Raw genomic sequence first — 14,762 nt, forward strand, 5'->3', positions numbered from 1 at the left:
TGCTTTCCTCTTCCTCTGGCCTTGTGGCCCTAAGTAATTGTTATCTATTATTCCAACACGCCTTTGGTTGATCTTCAAAGAATTTCAAGCCGTAGCCAAGCAAGCGCCGTGGGCCTGAAAGGCGCAGAAGGTGGCCAAAAACAAAAAAGCCTCCACTTGGGAGGCTTAGGCGCTACTTTCCGTTTCTTTTCTTACGCGCAAAGCCTCCTGAAGTCAGGCGCTAAAGTAAAAAAAGAAGCGGAAAATAACAGCGTGCATGATGGTGATACCTTGTTGATAGATTGGTTACCAGTGTGATAGCGCCAGCCGATAAAAGTCAATATCTGTATTGGGAACAAACAGTAAAAGAGGGAGCAAGCTCCCTCTTTTCGACTAGCTTACGCCAGTGCTGCTTTCGCTTTTTCGACCAGTGCGCCAAAGGCCACTTTGTCGAATACTGCGATGTCAGCCAGGATCTTACGGTCAATTTCAATAGACGCTTTTTTCAAGCCGTTAATGAATTTGCTGTAAGACAAGCCGTTCTGACGAGCAGCTGCGTTGATACGTGCAATCCACAGCTGACGGAACTGACGCTTACGTTGACGACGGTCACGGTAAGCATACTGACCTGCTTTGATTACTGCCTGGAAGGCAACACGATAAACGCGCGAACGGGCACCGTAGTAACCTTTCGCTTGTTTCAGTATTTTCTTGTGACGTGCGCGTGCAATTACACCACGTTTTACGCGAGCCATATGCTCTCTCCTAAAGTCTTATTCTAGATTCAAAAAATATGGCTTATGCGTACGGCAGGCACGCAGTAACCAGGACCAGATCGTTTTTAGACACCATGCCTTTCGGACGCAGATGACGTTTACGCTTGGTTGCTTTTTTGGTCAGAATATGACGCAGGTTAGCATGTTTGCGCTTAAAACCACCGCTGCCGGTCTTTTTGAAGCGCTTGGCTGCACCACGTACAGTTTTAATCTTTGGCATGTTAATTAAATCCACTTCGCATTGTTAAACAACGAATCAGTGAGGCGAATAAAACCCACGCACGCTTGCACGGCGTGGGTTCGATTACTTGGAAGCCTTACTGTTTCTTCTTGGGTGCGAGCACCATAATCATCTGACGGCCTTCGATCCTTGTTGGGAAGGATTCGACCACTGCCAGATCAATATCTTCACACAGGTCTTTACGGACGCGGTTAAGCACTTCCATACCGATCTGCTGGTGCGCCATTTCACGCCCACGGAAACGCAGGGTGATCTTGGCTTTATCGCCGTCTTCCAGAAAGCGAATCAGGTTGCGTAGTTTGACCTGATAGTCGCCATCATCGGTGCCAGGACGGAATTTGATTTCCTTAACCTGGATAACTTTTTGCTTCTTCTTCTGTTCTTTGGTCGACTTGCTCTTCTCATAGAGGAATTTGCCGTAATCCATGATCCGGCAAACTGGCGGTTCGGCATTTGGGCTGATTTCTACTAAATCAACACCCGCTTCCTCAGCTTTTTCAAGAGCTTCATTCAGACTGACAATACCAATCTGCTCGCCATCGACGCCGGTTAGGCGAACTTCTTGCGCGCGAATTTCTTTGTTAATGCGATTTGGACGCGCCGGTTGAACTCGTTTTCCGCCTTTAATACTTTATTCCTCCAGTTGATGAAGACTTCGGCTGCGTATCTCATGTAGCAGCTTGTCTACGACTTCTTGTACGTCCAGGCTCCCCAGGTCTTTGCCACGGCGGGTACGAACGGCAACTTTGCCTGATTCGACCTCTTTATCACCGCACACCAACATGTATGGAACCCGTCGTAAAGTATGTTCGCGAATTTTAAAGCCAATCTTCTCGTTTCTCAAGTCCGCTTTTGCCCGAATGCCTGCATCTTGCAGTTTTTTGGTCAATTGCTGGACGTAATCAGACTGGCTGTCGGTGATATTCATCACCACTACCTGCACTGGAGCAATCCAGGTTGGGTAGAAACCGGCATATTCTTCGGTAAGGATACCGATGAAGCGCTCCATGGAGCCAAGAATAGCACGGTGGATCATTACCGGGACCACGCGTTCGTTGTTTTCGCCAACATACGACGCGCCTAAACGGCCCGGTAAGAAGAAATCGAGTTGCACGGTACCACATTGCCATGCGCGATCCAAACAATCATGCAAGGTAAATTCAATTTTTGGTCCGTAGAAAGCGCCCTCACCCGGCTGATATTCAAACGGAATCCCGTTTTCAGTCAGCGCAGCGGCCAGATCGTTTTCGGCTCGAGTCCACATTTCGTCAGTACCAATGCGCTTCTCTGGACGGGTGGACAGTTTCACCACAATCTTTTCGAAGCCAAAGACACCGTACATATCGTAGACCATTTTGATGCAGTCGTTCACTTCGGAACGCACCTGATCCTCGGTACAGAAGATATGGGCATCGTCCTGAGTGAAGCCACGCACACGCATCAGACCATGCAGCGAACCGGATGGTTCGTTACGGTGGCAGCTGCCGAACTCACCCATACGCAGCGGCAAATCACGGTAGGACTTCAGGCCTTGATTGAAGATCTGCACGTGGCCCGGGCAGTTCATCGGCTTGATGCAATATTCACGGTTTTCTGACGAAGTGGTGAACATGGCGTCTTTGTAGTTTTCCCAGTGCCCGGTTTTTTCCCACAGCACACGGTCCATCATGAACGGCCCTTTCACTTCCTGATACTGGTGCTCTTTGAGCTTCATGCGCACAAAGGCTTCCAGTTCGCGGAAGATAGTCCAGCCGTCGTTATGCCAGAACACCATGCCTGGAGCCTCTTCCTGCATATGATACAGGTCGAGTTGCTTGCCGATTTTGCGGTGATCACGCTTGGCCGCTTCTTCCAGGCGTTGCAGGTAGGCGTTCAGCTGCTTCTTGTCTGCCCAGGCAGTGCCGTAGACACGTTGCAGCATTTTGTTTTTGCTGTCGCCACGCCAGTAAGCACCGGAGGTTTTCTGCAGTTTGAAGTGATGGCAGAAACGCATGTTCGGCACGTGCGGGCCACGGCACATATCCACGTATTCTTCGTGATGATACAGGCCAGGTTGGTCGTCATGGCTGATATTTTCATCCAGAATCGCCACCTTGTAGCTTTCGCCACGGGCCGCGAAGGTGTCGCGGGCTTCCTGCCAGCTCACTTTTTTCTTGATGACGTCATAATCTTTGTCGGCCAATTCATGCATCCGCTTCTCCAGCAGATCCAGATCTTCCTGCGTCAGGGTATGGTCGAGGTCAACATCATAGTAGAAACCGTTGTCGATCACCGGGCCAATCGCCATTTTGGTATCTGGCCACAACTGTTTGATCGCATGACCCAACAGGTGCGCACAGGAGTGGCGCATGATTTCCAGGCCTTCGGCATCTTTGATGGTAATGATGGCCAGTTGTGCATCGGATTCGATGGCATCGTTGGCATCGACCAGTTCACCGTTAACGCGGCCAGCAATACAGGCTTTGGCAAGGCCAGGGCCGATATCACGGGCAACATCCATAGGGGAAACGGCATGGTCGTATTGACGCTGACTTCCGTCAGGAAGAGTAATAACAGGCATTCATAATTCCTTATCTACAGTGGTGACCCACACGACAGATCACATGCAGTACAGATATTTTGGTTAGTGTTTAGTCAGTTATGCGTCATATCTCGCCCACAATTGCCAGATTGACGCACAACTTGGTCCGTTAATAACACGCGAACCTCCAGTGGCTGTTCACAGCCTTGCAGATAGTAACATTAAAACTGTGGAGGATAAATAAAGCGCAGTTTACCCTGCTGCATAATTGATCGCACTTGACTTACCACAATAACCCAGACAAATTACCCGGGTAAAATAATTTAACCCGGATATAAAGCATATGAAAATCATCAATACGCCAAGCTGCACCGCCTTCTTGCAGCATCAACGAGTGGCTGCCGGGTCTTATGCCGATGTCGCTCAGGCGCTTGCTGCGATGGATCTTACTGCCGGTGGGCTGTTAGTGTTTGATGATGCCACCGGCTCCCAGGTGGATTACCCTTGGCCAGCAGGCTACGTTTGGCCTCAGCCTGGCGGCGATGCCGCTGAGCTTGATAGCAGCGAACCGGCAGCTCAGTCCTCGGTTGGTCGGCCCAAGCTCGGCGTGGTGGCCCGCGAAGTGACCCTCCTGCCCCGTCATTGGGAATGGCTGGCACAACAGCGTGGTGGAGCTTCTGCGGCGCTACGCCGTCTGGTTGATGAAGCCCGGCGTACTGCGGTTGAGCAGGATAATGAGCGCCGCATCAAGGAGAACAGCTATCGCTTTATGAGCGCCATCGCCGGCTCTTTACCAGGCTATGAAGAAGCCACACGCACACTGTTTGGCCACGACGGCAAGTTGTTTGCCGAGCGAATTGCGCAATGGCCTGCCGATATTCAGGCGCATCTGGCCTGGATGACTCGCGATGCGTTCCCCCGCTGATCACCCATAACGTTATTGATAAGCATTGATAGCGCTCTTTACAGGCCTTTCAGGCGCAGGAAAAATTATTAAATGCAAACCCATCCGCAGCACAAACAGCCACCGCTTTGGCGCATCTATCTGATCTTTTTGGTGCCCATGGTGCTGTCCAACTTCCTGCAAGGATTTTCAGGCACGCTGAACGGCATCTATATCGGCCAGATGCTAGGCACCCATGCGTTGGCCGCCATCTCCAGTATGTTCCCGGTCATCTTCTTCTTTATCTCACTGGTGATTGGCGTTGGTGCCGGTGCCTCGGTGCTGATTGGGCAGGCATGGGGCGCGAATGAACCAGAGAAAGTCAAATCTATTGCCGGTACGGCCTTGATGCTGGGCGTATCGCTTGGCTTACTGGCGGCGATATTCGGCAGCCTGTTTGCCCGTCAGGCGCTACAAGCGCTAGGCACACCAGCAGATGTGCTTGAAGAAGCAGTCTCTTACGCCCGCATCATGATGCTGATTATGCCGTTGTTGCTAGTATTTGTGTTGTTCACCCAGCTGCTGCGCGGCGTCAGCGACACGGTCTCGCCACTCTTGGCCCTGCTACTGTCTACCGTCGTCGGTTTGCTGCTCACCCCAGCCCTGATCCGTGGCTGGCTGGGCTTTACCCCCATGGGCATACAGAGCGCCGCCTTGGCGGGGATGGTCGGTAACGCACTGGCGATGGTGTATCTGACATTGCGCCTACGCCGCAAAAAACACGTGCTGGCCCCCGACCGAGCCATGCTGGCCGCGCTAAAGTTAGATACGGTGGTACTACGCAAAGTGTTACATATTGGCCTACCCACCGGTTTACAAATGGTGGTAATTTCTATCTCGGAATTGCTCATCCTGACATTGGTCAACCGCCACGGTTCGGATGCCACGGCAGCCTATGGCGCAGTGACACAGATCGTTAACTATGTGCAATTCCCTGCTCTGTCGATTGCCGTCACCGCCTCCATTTTGGGCGCTCAGGCTATCGGCGCAGGCAAAACCGAGCGCATTGCTCCCATCTTGCGCACAGGGCTGTTTATCAACTTCTGGCTGACCGGCTCGTTGATTATTCTGGTCTACCTGCTGTCACATTGGCTGCTGGGCCTGTTCCTGACCAGCCCGGTAGTCTTGGCAGAAGCAGAGCATTTACTGCATATCATGCTGTGGAGCATGTTGGTGTTTGGTTTCCAGGCAATTGTCGGCGGTATCATGCGCGCCAGTGGCGTGGTGTTAGTACCGGTGACGATCTCCATTCTCAGCATCGTGGCCGTACAGTTGCCAGCGGCCTATCTGCTCAGCAATCACTTTGGATTAGAGGGGGTATGGATGGCGTTCCCTATCGCCTATTTGACAATGTTGGCATTACAGACAACGTTTTATAGATTGGTATGGCGGCACAAAAAAATTGAGCGTCTGGTCTGACACTGGCAGTTGTAAAAGCTTTTGGGCGTAGCGACTGCGCCCTCATTTCATTCTCTTTCTGGGGTTTGTTTTATGTCGAGTATTCTGCAGTTGTTTCAGGTCATCGGACTGGGGCTAGCCCTACTGTTGCCACTGGCCAACCCGCTGACCACCGTGGCGCTGCTGCTTGGTCTGTCGGGAAATATGACCAACGAAGAGCGCAACCATCAGTCGCTGATGGCTTCAATATACGTGTTCCTTATCATGACAGTGACATTCTATGCTGGTCAACTGGTTATGAGCACTTTTGGGATTTCCATCCCCGGCTTGCGTATCGCCGGTGGTTTGATTGTCGCCTTTATCGGTTTTCGCATGTTATTTCCACAGCAAAGTGCCGATGAAGCACCAGAGGTAGAAACCAAAAGTAGAGAACTGCGCAAGAAAACCTCGGCCAATATCGCCTTTGTACCGCTGGCCATGCCAAGTACTGCCGGGCCGGGTACTATCGCCATGATCATCAGTACCGCGTCCAGCGTCAAAGAAAATACGCTGGGCTTTGCCCATTGGGTATTGCTGGCCGCGCCGGTGACCATTTTCCTGACGATAGCGATCATTCTGTGGATCTGTTTACGCAGCTCCACGGCGATCATGAAACTGGTTGGTGAAAGCGGTATCGAGGCCATTTCCCGCCTGATGGGCTTCCTGCTGGTGTGCATGGGCGTGCAGTTTATTATCAACGGCGTGTTGGAGCTGATCTCTACGTACGTGCCAATGACCTAACCCAACCGACCCCGCAATCGCGGGGCCAATTTGATCTCTATGCCAATCCGTAAACCAAAGCAGAAAGCGCAATCAGCCCCATCACCAACACAAAGCCATTACTCAAAGCGCGATAACGGTGCATAGCCGGAACCACGCGCACCGCATACATCGGCAGAATAAACAGGATCACCGCAATCAGTGGACCACTGATGGTTTCAATGATATGCAAGGCGCTCGGATTCCAGACGGTGGCCCCCCAGGTGAGCAAGAACAGCGCCACGCCGGAAATACGATGGGTCGTCGCGGCACTTAGCGGCTTGCCAACGGCACGTGTTAGTCCATCGATCAGGCTGGTCGCACCTTCGGTCACGCCTAATGAAGTGCCAAGATAGGACTTTGCCATCGCCAACATCGCCATTATCGGCCCAAGATAGGCAATCAGCGGATTGGAAAACTTGTTGGCCAAGGTAGTCAGTACCGTGATGTTCTGCGCTTTCGCCTGCTCCATCTCCTGGTGCGAAAGGCTCAGCACGCAGCTGAACACGAAGAACAGCACGGTGACGCAAATCAGCAGGTAGCTGTAACGCATAATCCGTGCACAACGGCGCTCGGCCTTGTCACCGTATAAGCTGTTCTGGGTGGAAGCGAACGAAGAAATGATCGGCGCATGGCTAAAGGAAAATACCATCACCGGGACCGCCAACCACAACGAGTGCCACAGGTCGGGGCTGTCAAATTGAGTGTTGACCACCCCATTGACAAAGTTCTCGGTCTGCCAGGTAGGTATCAGATACAGCGAAATACCCATCAGAAACACCAGCAATGGGAATACCAAGACGCCCATCGCCGCGACGATCGTATCCTTTCCCCGCAGCAGCACCAGATTGAGCACCACCACCACCGCCAAACTCAGCCAGATACGTGGCACCGGGGCGAAGTGAAATTGATGGGTCAGGAAGCTGTCCAAGGCGTTGGTAATGGAAATACTGTAGACCAGCACGATGGGGAAAAACGCCATCAGATACAGCACCATAATGATCTTGCCGGCTAACACACCGAAATGCTCAACCACCACGTCCTGAATATTACCGTCGCGGCTGGAGCCAGAGAGGACAAAGCGGGTTAGCGCCAGATGGGGTAAATAGGTTAGAGGGAAGGCAAACAGTGCCATCAATAGCAGCACCAACGGGCCATTCAGACCGGCATTGATCGGCAGAAACAGGGTGCCAGCACCCACAGCCGTGGCGTAAAGCCCGAACATCCAGACGGTGTCGGTCTTGTTCCATTTGGCTGGTTGGGCAATGGCCAACGCGTCATGATCTGGAGAAATCGTACTCATGAAAAAGCTTACCTTAATCTACAGTGCCAACGAATGCGCCCGACGGAAACTCCCTTCTCCGTAGAATGTTTAAATAAAACAGGACATTAATGGCGAAAGAAATTCACCAACCTGATAAAAGGACGGCAAAGGATAATGAAAAACACTAATGTGGTCTATGTTTCGGCGGTTAACTGCGCGCTTCGTGAGCAGCCAACACCGCTCACGAGCCATACGGAATGAAACAATGCCTAGGCGCTGGCAGCAGCAATAAACCGGCGTATTTCGCCAATATGCTGTGGGCCGTAAGCACATTGCCCTACTTCTATTTTTGGCTTGTTACGCCCGTGAAAATCGCTGCCGCAGGTAACGAACGCCGAGCGGCCAACGGTAAACTCATACAGTTGGCTGGCCAACTCCGGTGAATGATAGCTTGAGAACACCTCAACCCCCATCACGCCAATCTTCAACATCTCATCGATAACCTGGGTATGGTCCCGTTTAACGTTAGCACCGATATGCGCCAGGATGGGTATGCCCCCATTATGGCGTATCACCTCCACCATGCGGCTCATGGCGGGATAAGTGACTGGCATATAGCACACCTTCCCTGGGCCAAAGAAGTCCCAGTAAAAGTTGATTAGCGGCATATCGGCTCTTTCGCCACCGGGGCGATATGGCATCAGCAACGGGTGCCCATCATTACGTGGATCTTCCAGTATCACCTCACCCATCTGCTCTTCCTGCGGGATAGCGCCACCGCATACCTGCTCCAGGCGTTGTTCATCCAGATGGAATTTCAACCCGCGCAGCTTGGCAAATTTTTGCGGAGTCAATTCCCGTTGAATGGCGCTGAAATTGTTATAGATCTCCACAAAGTCATCGCTGGGGGTAAAACCGTAGCCCAACAGGTGGAAGTTACGCCCTGCAAAGGTGCAGTCGATCTCAATGCCGGACAGGACATTGAGACTGGACGATGCCAGCGCCTTGGCCTCCGGCACCGAGTTGGCATTATTATGGTCGGTCACCGCCAACGTACTGATGCCGTTGACCAGACAGCGTGCGATCACTGTCTCAACCGGGAAGTCTGCATCATCGCTGTAGTTGGAATGCATATGCAGGTCGATTTTTTCCATGGCAATGTCCTTTGGCAAATGCTCAATAACAAAGACCATAGTAAAGCAGGCGCTGAATGCATACTGTGGATTTGACACTTTTTATCGTCAGGATCACAAAAGCGTGGGTATGCTCACGGAGAGTAAATCGACATTTTGACTAGATCGATAACGGTGAACACTTTTAACAGGCATGAACGGTATCAAATAGCTGCGGCTACTTGGTCATCAATCTAAAGCCCCGTTTTCCGGGGCATCTCACCTAAAAAAATCTGCTTTGTTGGCCGAATATGGCAAATCACAGCTCGTCATGTTCTAAAAAGCAGCGTATCGATTAATCTTGCACATTTCCTTCTGAAATTGATGCGCTTTCTGTAAGTATATTTACGACCAAGACCAATACAGATTCGCTTACGTCTATCGACCTCAAAAGCAATGGAAACATACAATACCAACAATAAAGCTATCATCATCACGCTCACAAACTCCCTTTACTTTCAACTCCCCTCGCAAAAACATTAATAACATTAATGAAAAAATTAATCACCAAAGAAAAACAACAATCAAAAACCACTTAAAAACAACTACATAATGAAATTTAGCGATATAACACACTCTAAAAAACTGACAACATCAGATAGAACAGCTTTAAAACCTAGGAACACACCACTAAAGATGATTAAAAATCAATCAAAAAACAAATGATTACAACATCTAATATATTGGAAATTAATGATAGACGATTAAAGGGCCTCGAACGAGGCCCCTTGAAGGATTACTTGGCGCCCACTGGTGCCAGCTCTGGGATAGCAGAACTACCCATGGCCTTCTCATCGCGGATTATTGAACGATCCTTGCGCACGTCAGCCACATCGGAGGCACTGATAGCTTTGGCGTTGTTGCCCCAGCTGGAACGGATAAAGTTCACCACGTCCGCGACCTGCTGGTCGTTCAAGCGCCAGCCAAACGGCGGCATGGTGAGGTTGGAAACTGCCCCCTTCACCGCTGGCGTGGTATTACCGACCAGCACAATGTGGATCAGCGAAGTCGCATCGTCAGTCTGCACCACCGGGTTGCCCTTCAGCGCCGGGAAAGCACGCGGGTAACCAACACCATCGGTACGGTGGCAAGCGGCACAGTTATCGACGTATAGCGCAGCGCCCGGCTTGCTGTCGTTACCACGCCACAAATCTTTGGCGACGCTGTCTTCAACCGGTGCGGCCTGCTGTTTACCGTCTTTCGGCGGTAAGGTTTTCAGATAGCGGGCAATCGCGGTCAAATCTTCATCGCTGAGATATTGCAGGCTATGTTCGACAACGTCGCTCATGCCACCAAATACCACCGACTTATCGTTACGGCCAGTTTTCAGGAACTCAGTCAGTTCGCTCTCGCTCCAGGTGCCCAGGCCATCTTTATTATCACCACGCAAGCTGGAGGCTACCCAACCGTCGATCGGCACGTTGCTGCCAGACAGATAATCATCGCCTTCCGTGTTGCTCAACGCCTTTTCCTGCATGGTCATGCGGCGTGGCGTATGGCATGCCCCGCAGTGCCCCAGCCCTTCAACCAGATAGCGGCCACGTTCGATAACCGGATCGGCGTTGGCGTTTGCCGCGAAATCGGCCGGTGTTGGTGCAAACATCGAGCGCCAGATGTGCAGCGGCCAACGCATGGATAGCGGCCAAGGAATATCTGAATCCTTATTCGCCTGTTCTATTGGCTGCACGCCGTGCATGAAATAGGCGTACATGGCACGCATATCCTCCTCTTTCACCAGCGCAAACGAAGGATAAGGCATCGCCGGGTACAGGGTGCTGCCGTTCTTGGCGACGCCTTTACGTACCGCATTATCGAAATCTTCGAAACTGTAGTCGCCAATGCCGGTGGTTTTGTCCGGGGTGATGTTGGTGGAATAGATAGTGCCAATCGGCGTTTCCATTGCTAAACCACCAGCAAAGGGCACGCCGTTTTTGCCATCGGTATGGCAGGCCACGCAGTCACCAGCGCGTGCCAGATATTCACCTCGTTTGAGCAATTCGCTGCTGATCGTCGTGTCCTGTGCCAAAACGGAAAAACTCAGTGCACTGAGAACCAGTGCGGGAACCAAAGCTTTCATCACTCGCGTCCTCATGCCTGCACCAATGGGCCTGGATTTTTCAGATACTGCTCGCGAATGGCACGGGCAGACCAGTAGGCCAACGCGGCAACGGTGCCGGTCGGGTTGTAGCCTAGCCCCTGCGGGAAGGCCGATGCGCCGATCGAGAACACGTTATGCACGTCCCAACTTTGCAGATAGCGGTTTACCGCGCTGGTTTTAGGATCTTCCCCCATCACCGCACCGCCGTTCATGTGCGTGGTTTGATAGCTGGTGGTATCAAAATGGCTGTTAGCGTTTTTCGGGCTGCCGGAAATCAGTTTCGGGTTCATCGCCTTGGCGATCGGAGCCATCTTGTTAAACATAAACTGCGCCATCTTGATGTCGTTCTCCTGCCAGTCAAAGGTCATGCGTAGCAACGGTTGGCCAAAGACATTCTTATAGGTCGGATCGAGATCGAGGTAGTTGCTACGATAGGACTGGTGCGCACCATGGGCATCCATAGAGACATGGTGCGTATAGGCATCCGCCACTGCGGCTTTCCACTTGCTGCCCCAGGCTGGCGTACCAGGAGGCGTTGGCAGGCCGGAGATCGGTTTGGTACCTGCCTGGTTCACCCAGAACGGTGAGCCACCGACAAAACCTTCCTTACCGTGGTCGAAGTTATCCGCATTGAAATCATCCAGGCCAACGCCGTTACCGCCCGCGCCAATAAACGGGTTGGTGTGGACGTCCTTATCGAAGAACGCCTTGATGGTGGTCAGGTTCTGGTAGGCAAAGTTACGCCCAACCACCCCTTCACCGGTCTGCGGATCATAAGGTTTGCCAATACCAGAAAGCAGCATCAGGTGCACATTGTGGAACTGGAAGGCTCCGAGGATCACCAGATCGGCAGGTTGTTCGATCTCACGCCCCTGGGCATCGATATAGTTGACCCCGGTCGCCCGGCTTTTATCTGCGGTCAGGTTAACTTTCAGCACGTTGGCGTTAGTGCGCAGCTCAAAGCGCTTTTCCATCCGCAACGCTGGCAGAATATTGACGTTAGGCGACGCCTTGGAATACATGTAGCAGGCATAACCGCTACAGTAGCCACAGAAGTTGCAAGGCCCCATCTGCGCGCCATAAGTGTTGGTATAGGAATCTGATGTATTGGCAGAAGGCAGATTGTAAGGATGATAGCCCACCTCACGCGCCGCCTTTTCAAACAACTGTGCGGAGAAGGTGTTCTTCTGAGCTGGCAGCGGGAAATGGTCGGAACGATCTGGTGCAAAGGGGTTACCGCCTTTGTCTTTACCCACCAACTGGCCCTTCACAGTCCAGGCGGTACCTGATGTGCCAAATACCTTCTCAGCCTTATCGAAGAACGGCTCCAGCTCGTCGTAGCTCACCCCGAAGTCCTGGATCGTCATGTCTTTCGGGATGAAGCTTTTGCCGTAGCGTTCTTCATAATGGCTGCGCATACGCAGCTCCATAGGATCGATGCGAAAATGCACGCCAGACCAGTGTAGGCCCGCTCCGCCGACGCCGGTGCCCGGCAGGAAAGCCGCCAACTGGCGATAAGGCACTGCGGTTTGGCTAGTGTTGTGACGGATAGTCACGGTACTTTTGGAGAGGTCCTGGAACAGCTTACGGCGGATATTATAGGTCAGTTCGTCGATCACCTGCGGGTAGGAGCCGTCTGGATAGGTATCGCGCATCGGGCCACGTTCAAGCGCTACCACGTTCAACCCTGCCTCGGTCAACTCCTTCGCCATAATGGCGCCAACCCAGCCAAAACCGACGATCACCACATCCTGCTTCTTCATTACCGTTGCCATAATTACCCTCTCTCCCCACGAATCGATACCGGTGGGAAGGGATAACGTTCCCCTCGCTCAACCCAGTCCATAAAGTCGGCGCGCGCCCCCGGAAAATTAATCAGCTTCCAACCTACCATCTCTTTGTTACCGCCATGGATCGGATCGCTGAAAAAGCCTTCACGGGTGTTTTGCAACAGATAAGAGAAGAACAGCTTGGCAGGCAGTTGCGCAAACTCGGCCTCACCAGATTCAAACTTATGCAACAGCGCATCCTGTTGTGCGCCATCGAGCTCGGCGAAGACCTTGCCTGCCGTTTTCTTGCTGTAGGCATCAGCCTCGCTGATCCCCAGGTTATAAATCTGTTTGGGCACCAACGGCAGTTGATAACCCATTTCCGGAGCGACATCAGGATTAAATGGCCCTTGCATATACCAGATTGCACCGGTGGCATAAGGCGTATTCATCTGCTGATCGATAAACTCCGGCACGCCGGCCTCCAACGCGCCCGGCCCGCGATCGTCTGCCGGGATCAAACGCGCAACCGCCGCCTGAACAAAAGCCCACTCTTCGGGGGTAAAGAAGATAGGTTGATAGTTAACCTGTTTGGAAGTATCACTAGCGGCAAGCGCCGGTGCTGGTGCCGTCAGAGCTCCCACACCGCTACCACCGATAACGGCCGCGGGGATCAGCGTCATCGATTTCAGCAAGAAATCGCGCCGGGAATTGTTAGTTTTATCGTTCGACATATCACATTCCATCCAAAAATAATCACAACTATTTAACCTCAACCTTGCGGTCGATGCGGGATTTAAAAATAATTTGTAACGTAATTGTCTATTTATTGAAGGTCAAAACATGAGCTTTGGCAACAATGTTACCGGTAACTAATTGATTGAGCGTAAAGTTTTCTTTGTTAATGTAAAATTAACAATTTGTGCGGTTTTTTCGATTATCAGGCGGGAGATAAGCGGAAATGGGATGTAGAACGCACTTTTAGCGGGAAAAATAGCAAAACCGGCCCCTTAATGAGGCCGGCTGTAGGCAATCTGAGGCTAGTAGGTCATCGCTTGATAAGCGGTGGTAACTTTCCACAAGTAACGCGGCGCTTGCGGTGCCGGGTGCTTCTTCTGGATATGCTGATAAAACTCGTCCGGGCTCATCTGATTAATGCGGTTTACCGCCACACGTTTATCCGATGAGAAAGTCCGTAACATCGCACCTGCCCCATTCACATAGGAAACGATGGTGGCATAGCGTAACGTCTGCGGATTGGTGATCCCGGCTAGTTGCTGGCTTTGAAGAATATTGATATAGGCTGTTCCCAGATCAATATTAACCGCCGGATCCTTCAACTCACGCGAACTTGGCTGCCCGTTCTTTCCCTTCATACGATAAGCATCGCGTCCTGCGGTTGAGGCTTTCAGCTGCATAAGCCCAACGGCATTCGAGGTGCTGACCACATTCGGGTTAAACCCGGACTCCACCTGAATGATCGCCTTAATCAGCGTTTCGTCGACACCATAGTTTCTGGCGGCCTGACGGATATAATCATTATAAGCGACCGGTGTCCCGGTTCGGTTACTTGGTGTTTGCGGTGGGGTTTTTAACCAACCGCCCGAAGTGCCACTGCCTGCCTGATTGCCCGTTGTTTGCGGATCTTTCGCACAACCGGCTAATAGTACGATTGCCATCAGGCAACCTATTTTTGTTTTCACAGAATCCCTCACTCCTTTCAATGAGTTGCGTAGCATATACAACTGGTAAGGATACCTGCATGACATTTTTGGTCTATTCTCAGGCTATCCATATACCAAG

At 51.8% G+C, this 14,762-nt stretch carries 14 protein-coding genes and 1 other annotated feature; of the genes, 3 read left to right on the forward strand and 11 right to left on the reverse strand.

All coding sequences use genetic code 11. The features are described 5' to 3' along the window. Window positions 1–139: 139 nt before the first annotated feature. Window positions 140–262 (reverse strand) — a sequence feature (Phe leader region). The 5 genes from pheM to thrS all read right to left on the reverse strand — a co-directional run bounded on the left by pheM (window position 214) and on the right by thrS (window position 3,556). After that, on the reverse strand, window positions 214–258 hold the full coding sequence (pheM, locus tag KAJ71_RS10480) for a pheST operon leader peptide PheM (RefSeq protein WP_121608962.1): 45 nt from the start codon (window positions 256–258) through the stop codon (window positions 214–216). Its footprint overlaps the feature before it by 45 nt. Window positions 263–377: 115 nt before the next feature. Further along, on the reverse strand, window positions 378–734 hold the full coding sequence (gene rplT / locus KAJ71_RS10485; RefSeq protein WP_004963673.1) for a 50S ribosomal protein L20: 357 nt from the start codon (window positions 732–734) through the stop codon (window positions 378–380). A gap of 43 nt (window positions 735–777) precedes the next feature. Then, window positions 778–975: a 50S ribosomal protein L35 gene (gene rpmI, locus KAJ71_RS10490; RefSeq protein WP_004931418.1), complete on the reverse strand. Its 198-nt coding sequence runs from the start codon at window positions 973–975 to the stop codon at window positions 778–780. Between the two features lie 97 nt (window positions 976–1,072). Continuing rightward, complete coding sequence (infC, locus tag KAJ71_RS10495; RefSeq protein ID WP_071683678.1) at window positions 1,073–1,624, reverse strand: translation initiation factor IF-3; 552 nt, start codon at window positions 1,622–1,624, stop codon at window positions 1,073–1,075. Between the two features lie 3 nt (window positions 1,625–1,627). Continuing rightward, window positions 1,628–3,556: a threonine--tRNA ligase gene (gene thrS / locus KAJ71_RS10500; RefSeq protein ID WP_248945654.1), complete on the reverse strand. Its 1,929-nt coding sequence runs from the start codon at window positions 3,554–3,556 to the stop codon at window positions 1,628–1,630. Window positions 3,557–3,860: 304 nt separating this feature from the next. On the opposite strand from thrS, the gene KAJ71_RS10505 reads away from it, so the two are divergent. From KAJ71_RS10505 to KAJ71_RS10515, 3 genes are all read left to right on the forward strand, one after another. Further along, complete coding sequence (locus KAJ71_RS10505) at window positions 3,861–4,442, forward strand: DUF2239 family protein (RefSeq protein WP_248945655.1); 582 nt, start codon at window positions 3,861–3,863, stop codon at window positions 4,440–4,442. Window positions 4,443–4,514: 72 nt separating this feature from the next. Beyond that, a complete protein-coding gene (locus KAJ71_RS10510; RefSeq protein ID WP_248945656.1) occupies window positions 4,515–5,879 on the forward strand; it encodes an MATE family efflux transporter in 1,365 nt (454 codons plus the stop codon). Between the two features lie 72 nt (window positions 5,880–5,951). Next, entirely contained in the window at window positions 5,952–6,638 is a 687-nt protein-coding gene (locus KAJ71_RS10515; protein WP_248945657.1) for a MarC family NAAT transporter, read from the forward strand. Between the two features lie 37 nt (window positions 6,639–6,675). On the opposite strand, the gene KAJ71_RS10520 is transcribed toward KAJ71_RS10515, so the two are convergent. From KAJ71_RS10520 to KAJ71_RS10545, 6 genes are all read right to left on the reverse strand, one after another. After that, window positions 6,676–7,959 carry an SLC5/6 family protein gene (locus KAJ71_RS10520; protein WP_248945658.1) on the reverse strand — a complete coding sequence of 428 codons (1,284 nt, stop codon included), beginning with the start codon at window positions 7,957–7,959 and terminating at the stop codon, window positions 6,676–6,678. A gap of 230 nt (window positions 7,960–8,189) precedes the next feature. Beyond that, the gene (locus KAJ71_RS10525) at window positions 8,190–9,074 is read right to left on the reverse strand and encodes a PHP domain-containing protein (RefSeq protein ID WP_248945660.1); all 885 of its coding nucleotides are present in this window, start codon (window positions 9,072–9,074) and stop codon (window positions 8,190–8,192) included. Window positions 9,075–9,828: 754 nt separating this feature from the next. Further along, window positions 9,829–11,169, reverse strand: coding sequence for a cytochrome c (locus tag KAJ71_RS10530; RefSeq protein WP_248945661.1), 1,341 nt, complete (start codon window positions 11,167–11,169; stop codon window positions 9,829–9,831). A gap of 11 nt (window positions 11,170–11,180) precedes the next feature. Then, window positions 11,181–12,965 carry a GMC family oxidoreductase gene (locus tag KAJ71_RS10535; RefSeq protein ID WP_248945662.1) on the reverse strand — a complete coding sequence of 595 codons (1,785 nt, stop codon included), beginning with the start codon at window positions 12,963–12,965 and terminating at the stop codon, window positions 11,181–11,183. Window positions 12,966–12,967: 2 nt separating this feature from the next. After that, entirely contained in the window at window positions 12,968–13,693 is a 726-nt protein-coding gene (locus KAJ71_RS10540; RefSeq protein WP_248945663.1) for a gluconate 2-dehydrogenase subunit 3 family protein, read from the reverse strand. A 306-nt stretch (window positions 13,694–13,999) separates the two neighbouring features. Then, the gene (locus KAJ71_RS10545; protein ID WP_248945664.1) at window positions 14,000–14,662 is read right to left on the reverse strand and encodes a transglycosylase SLT domain-containing protein; all 663 of its coding nucleotides are present in this window, start codon (window positions 14,660–14,662) and stop codon (window positions 14,000–14,002) included. Window positions 14,663–14,762 lie beyond the last annotated feature (100 nt).

Source organism: Serratia silvae (genome assembly GCF_023282985.1).
Lineage (GTDB): Bacteria > Pseudomonadota > Gammaproteobacteria > Enterobacterales > Enterobacteriaceae > Chania > Chania silvae.

Bases quoted from the DNA above. Each gene is read 5' to 3' on its own strand.
- rplT (WP_004963673.1), bottom strand. From the start codon at position 734: ATGGCTCGCGTAAAACGTGGTGTAATTGCACGCGCACGTCACAAGAAA.
- rpmI (WP_004931418.1), bottom strand. From the start codon at position 975: ATGCCAAAGATTAAAACTGTACGTGGTGCAGCCAAGCGCTTCAAAAAG.
- thrS (WP_248945654.1), bottom strand. From the start codon at position 3,556: ATGCCTGTTATTACTCTTCCTGACGGAAGTCAGCGTCAATACGACCAT.
- KAJ71_RS10505 (WP_248945655.1), top strand. From the start codon at position 3,861: ATGAAAATCATCAATACGCCAAGCTGCACCGCCTTCTTGCAGCATCAA.
- KAJ71_RS10510 (WP_248945656.1), top strand. From the start codon at position 4,515: ATGCAAACCCATCCGCAGCACAAACAGCCACCGCTTTGGCGCATCTAT.
- KAJ71_RS10515 (WP_248945657.1), top strand. From the start codon at position 5,952: ATGTCGAGTATTCTGCAGTTGTTTCAGGTCATCGGACTGGGGCTAGCC.
- KAJ71_RS10520 (WP_248945658.1), bottom strand. From the start codon at position 7,959: ATGAGTACGATTTCTCCAGATCATGACGCGTTGGCCATTGCCCAACCA.
- KAJ71_RS10525 (WP_248945660.1), bottom strand. From the start codon at position 9,074: ATGGAAAAAATCGACCTGCATATGCATTCCAACTACAGCGATGATGCA.
- KAJ71_RS10530 (WP_248945661.1), bottom strand. From the start codon at position 11,169: ATGAAAGCTTTGGTTCCCGCACTGGTTCTCAGTGCACTGAGTTTTTCC.
- KAJ71_RS10535 (WP_248945662.1), bottom strand. From the start codon at position 12,965: ATGGCAACGGTAATGAAGAAGCAGGATGTGGTGATCGTCGGTTTTGGC.
- KAJ71_RS10540 (WP_248945663.1), bottom strand. From the start codon at position 13,693: ATGTCGAACGATAAAACTAACAATTCCCGGCGCGATTTCTTGCTGAAA.